The 4,914-nt window shown below is 74.1% G+C and carries 3 protein-coding genes; 1 reads left to right on the top strand and 2 read right to left on the bottom strand.

The genetic code is table 11. The features are described from left to right. On the bottom strand, positions 1-2,686 hold a 2,686-nt coding region (locus tag ACTS11_RS07450; RefSeq protein WP_442639697.1), incomplete at its 3' end, for a hypothetical protein. Between the two features lie 256 nt (positions 2,687-2,942). Beyond that, on the bottom strand, positions 2,943-4,235 hold the full coding sequence (locus ACTS11_RS07445) for an O-acetylhomoserine aminocarboxypropyltransferase/cysteine synthase family protein (protein WP_442639696.1): 1,293 nt from the start codon (positions 4,233-4,235) through the stop codon (positions 2,943-2,945). A 316-nt stretch (positions 4,236-4,551) separates the two neighbouring features. On the opposite strand from ACTS11_RS07445, the gene ACTS11_RS07440 reads away from it, so the two are divergent. Further along, positions 4,552-4,914 (top strand): NADH:ubiquinone oxidoreductase subunit NDUFA12 (locus ACTS11_RS07440; RefSeq protein WP_442639698.1); only part of this gene is annotated, 363 nt, incomplete at its 3' end.

Below are 4,914 nucleotides of genomic sequence, written 5' to 3'. Positions count from 1 at the left end.
CGGTCAGCGCGCGGGGCTGCGGCGCGAGCGAGGCGCGCGCGGTTTCCGGCTCGGCGTTCGGCAGGGCGGGGGCCTCCACCGCGCCGAGGTCGTCGGGGCGCGGCGTCGGGCGGAAGGTGCCGAGGATCGCGTCCTCGATCGAGAAGACCGGCGGCGGCTCGGGCAGCACGGCCTCTCCCGGGCGGGGGATCGGCAGGACCGGCGGGCTGCCGGCGGTCACGCGGACCCCGTCGGGCGTCACGACGCCCTCGGGCGTCGCCACGACGAGGCCGGCTGCGTTCGTCTGGGGCCGCTCTCCGAAGGGCGGCGGCGGCGGCACGCGGGCGAAGCCCTCGGCGGGATCGACGCGCGGCGGCGCGAGGGAGACGGCGTCGAGCGCGCCCACGGTGCTGTCGACGGAGGCCATCGTGAGGTCCGACAGCGTGTCGAGCGGCTCGAGGTCGGGCCGCTCGGGCGGAAGCTGCCAGATGCCGAACTGCTCGTAATCCGCGGTGGCCTGCTCGACCGACGGAAGGTCGGCCTCCGGCAGGGGCGGCAGCGGCGGCACCGGGGCGGGCGCCTCGGCCACCTCGGCCACCTGGGGCGCGTCGGCCGCAACCGCATCGGCTTCGGCGGCGCCGGCAACGGCATCGGTCGCACCGGCATCGGCCGCGCCGGCTTCGGGCGGGCCGGGGGCGAGGGCCGTCGCCGTCTCCTCGGTCGGAAGGACGAATTCGACGCCGTCGGCCGCCGCCTCGTCCTCCATCAGCGGCTCGACCGGCGGCTCGGGCGCGGGTTCGGCCGGCGCCGCCGCGCTCGCGGCCGGCTCTTCGTCCAGAAGGCGGCCGGGCGGGACGTCCACCTCCGCGATTTCCCCGATGGCGGGCGGCGCGGTGATCGCCTGGGGCGCCGCGGGCGCGTCGAGGGGGTCCTCGGTCGCCACCTCCGCGCTGCCGAAGAGGCGTGCGACCGGGCTGTCGGGCAGGAAAAGCGCCGACCAGACCGCGATGGCGGCCAGCAGGATCAGGAGGATCACCGTCAGCAGGAGCCCGGTGCGGAAGGACCGGCCGGTGCCCTGATCGGGGTTCCGCCCGAGAAGGCCGGTGGTGAGGTTGCTGTCCCCGGCTCCGGTCTGGCCGGGGGCGGGCGTGCGGGTGTCGTCGGGCGCGTCCTCCGCGCGCAGCGCGTCGCCGAGCGCGGTCAGCCGTCCGGGGGCCTCGGTGGAGCGTTCCGCCGCCGCCTCTTCCCGTCCGCGCGAGATGAAGCCCGAAAGCCGGTCGCCGAGCGTGCGCCGGGCGCCGCCCGGCTCCGTCGCCGGTCCGGCCTCCGTCGGCGGTGCGACGAAGCCCGTGAGGCGGCCCTTGCGGGGCGGTTCCGCCGGTGCTGCGCCGAGGCGTCCGCGCGGCGGAACGACCGGCTTGACGGTGCGGCCATCCTCACGACGGGGCGCCGGGCGGAGCGCCGCGTCGGGGTCCTGCGCGGCGGGCTCCCTCGGCCGTTCGCGGCTGACGTCGCGCACACGCGACAGCCGTTCCGCCAACGGGTTGCGCGCGCCGCGGGCCGCGGCGTCGTCCTCGTCCTCCGCGACGCCGCCCGCCGAGAGGCCGCCGATCCGCGAGCGGCGCGGTGTCTCCTGCGTGTCCTCGTCCTCGCGGGCGGGGACGGGCTCGCCGCGCGTGGAGAAGGCCGGAGCCGCCTCGCCGCGTCCGAAGGCCTCGCTCGCCTTGCGCGCGGCAAGGACCGCTGCGGAGGGCGCGGGCGGCAGGTCGTCATCCGTCTCGAGCGGGGCCACGGGCCCCGACAGCGCCCAGTCCTCGAGCGGCGGAGCCTCGTGGCCGGGGGCCGTCTCGAAGGCCGGGGACGCCCTGCCGCGCTCGGCCGCGGCGGCGAGAACCTCCTCGGGGTCGCGGTCGGCCTCCTCGGCCTCCGCCTCGGCTTCAGGATGCTCGGGTTGCGCTTCGGCGGCGTCTTCCTCCTCCGCGGGGGGCTCGTCGGGTTCCTCGCCCTCAGCGGTCGCTTCCTCCGCCTCCGGCTCGGGGGCCTCGTCCCCGGCGTCGGGCGCCGCGGCTTCGGCCTCGTCCGCCTGTGGCTCGTCCGCGTGCGCCTCTCCGGCAGGCGCGTCGGTCCCGGCGGCAGCCTCCCCGGGCTCGGGTTCCGCCTCCGCCTCGGGTTCAGGCTCGGGCGCGTCGGGCCAGGTGTCCGGGCCGAAGGCGATGCCCTCCTCGGGGAAGCTCAGGCCATGCGCCTCGGGCGAAAGATCGAAGAGCGGCACGCCGGGGAAACGCTCCTGCGGCGGCATCGCGCCGAAGCCCGCCGCGGTGAAGCCGTGCGAGGCCGCGAAGCCGCGCGCCTCGTCCAGCGTCTCGCGCGCGACGACGGCGAGCTTCACGCGGTCCGACTCGACCGCGCGCCAGTCGTAGACGAGTTCCGAGACCGCATAGGGCGTCAGGCCCTCGAGCCCCTCCTCGATGCGGAAGGCGGTGATCTCGGGGTCGGAGGTCGGCGCGGTCAGCGAGGTGTAGAGGATCTGGTCGTCCGGCAGCACGAGGATCGCGGCCGCGCCCTCGCCCTCGCGTGCATCGGCCTGCGCGCGCAGCCCGGCCATCGCCGAGTCGAGGTCCGGGGCCGCGAAGGCCGCGTCGCCGAGGATCGTCCAGTGCCCGGCGCGCTGCCTGTGGGCAAGCGCGATCCCGTCGGACGTGATCAATAGGGCCAAATGTACCGTCAAGGCCGACCTCTGCCGTCTCTGCCGGGCCCGCGCCCGACAATCGTTCCTCCATATAGGAAGCGTGCGACGGGGAAAACATGTTCCCGGCGTCGCAGCCCCCATATCGGCGGATTTCAGTCTAGCCCGGATTCGCCGGTAGAAAAAGCCTTGCGGGCCAGCCCGTTGCCGGGTGGCCCGCGATCTGTGGATAAGTCCCGAAACCTGTGGATAACCGCGGCCCGGCGCAGGCCGCGGGTCAGGCCGTCGCGGCCGAGAGCGCGCGGTCGAGATCGGCGATCAGGTCGTCCGCATCCTCGATCCCGATCGACAGCCGCACCACGTTCGGCGCCGCGCCCGCGGCCTTCTGCTGCTCGGGCGAGAGCTGCCGGTGCGTGGTCGAGGCCGAGTGGATGACGAGGCTCCGCGTGTCGCCGAGGTTCGCGACGTGGCTGAAGATCTCGAGCGCGTCGACGAACTTGACGCAGGCCTCGTAGCCGCCCTTCACCGCGAAGGTGAAGAGCGCGCCGGCGCCCTTGGGGCAGATCCGGGCGACGCGGTCGCGGTAGGGCGACGACGGCAGGCCGGCGTAGGTCACGTAGTCCACGCGCGGATCGTTCTCGAGCCAGGTGGCGATCTTCACCGCGTTCTCGATGTGCCGCTCCATCCGCAGCGACAGCGTCTCGATCCCCATCAGCGTGTAATGCGCCGCCTGCGGGTTCATCGTCATGCCGAGGTCGCGCAGGCCGATGGCGATGCCGTGGAAGGTGAAGGCGAGCGGCCCGAAGGTCTCGTGGAACTTCAGGCCGTGATAGGCGGGCTCGGGCTGGCTGAGCGAGGGGAACTTGTCGGAGGCGGACCAGTCGAAGCGGCCCGAATCGACGATGCAGCCGCCCGTCACGGTGCCGTTGCCGGTGAGGTATTTCGTCGTGGAATGCACCACCAGCGTCGCGCCGTGCTCGATCGGGCGGCACAGGTAGGGGGTCGCCGAAGTGTTGTCGACGATCAGCGGCAGGCCGGCCGCGTCCGCGATGTCGGCGATGGCGGGCAGGTCGGTGATGTAGCCGCCGGGGTTGGCGATCGCCTCGCAGAAGACGGCGCGCGTGTCCTCGTCGATGGCGGCGCGGACCGCGTCGAGATCGTCGAAGTCGACGAACTTCGCGGACCAGCCGAAGCGGCGGATCGTCTGGCTGAACTGCGTGACCGTCCCGCCGTAGAGGCGCGTCGAGGCCACGACGTTCCGGCCGGGCCCCATCAGCGGGAAGAGCGCCATGATCTGCGCCGCGTGCCCGGAGGAGCAGCAGACGGCCCCGACGCCACCCTCGAGCGTCGCGATCCGCTCCTGCAGGACGGCGACGGTCGGGTTCGTCAGGCGCGAGTAGATGTAGCCCACCTCCTGGAGGTTGAAGAGGGCGGCGGCGTGCTCGGCGTCGCGGAAGACGTAGGCGGTGGTCTGGTAGATCGGCGTCTGCCGCGCGCCCGTGGCCGGGTCGGGGCGGGCGCCCGCATGGATCTGGAGCGTGTCGAAGCCGTAGCTCGGGCCGTCGGTCATGGTGAATTCCTCCCTCATCCGGTGGTTTCGTGCAGCATTAGGGCAAGCGCGCCCCCGGAACAACGGGCGCGCGAGTGCGCGCGGCGGATAGGGCCGGGCGGTGCGCGGGGTCAGCGGCGGCAGTCCGGTCTTCCCGGCCCGCACGCATCGGCGGAACGCCCGGACGCGCGCGGGCGCCTTGGCCGGAACGCCCGGCCGCCCCGCGCGCCGCGACACCGGGTGCCATCCGGCGCACTGGACCTGCCCTGCCGCTTGAGGCATAGGGTGGGCCGAGCGGACGAGGCCGGGACGGCCCCATCGGAGGCGACGACACATGCTGAGCTTCATCAAGCGCCTTGTGACCTGGTGGAACGGCCAGACCCTCGGCACGCAGATCTTCACCGCGCGCCACGGCGTGAAGGTGGGCGAGGACGAGAACGGCAACGTCTTCTACCGCTCGAAGGACGGCAAGCGGCGCTGGGTCATCTACAACGGCGAGGCCGAGGCCAGCCGCGTGAGCCCCGACTGGCATGGCTGGCTGCACCACACCTGGGACGAGCCGCCGACCGAGCGCCCCGTCGCCCGCAAGACCTGGGAGAAGCCGCACCTGCCGAACCTGACCGGCACGGCGCAGGCCTATGCGCCCGCGGGCTCGATCCGGCGCGCAGAGCCCGCCGCACGGCAGGACTACGACGCCTGG

The organism is Roseicyclus sp. (assembly GCF_052168335.1).
In the GTDB taxonomy this organism is placed as follows: domain Bacteria; phylum Pseudomonadota; class Alphaproteobacteria; order Rhodobacterales; family Rhodobacteraceae; genus Roseibacterium.
This window is presented reverse-complemented; position numbering and strand designations above follow the sequence as displayed.

What these genes read in the sequence shown, in the direction of transcription:
- ACTS11_RS07445 (WP_442639696.1), bottom strand. Translation starts at nt 4,235, where the DNA reads ATGACCGACGGCCCGAGCTACGGCTTCGACACGCTCCAGATCCATGCG.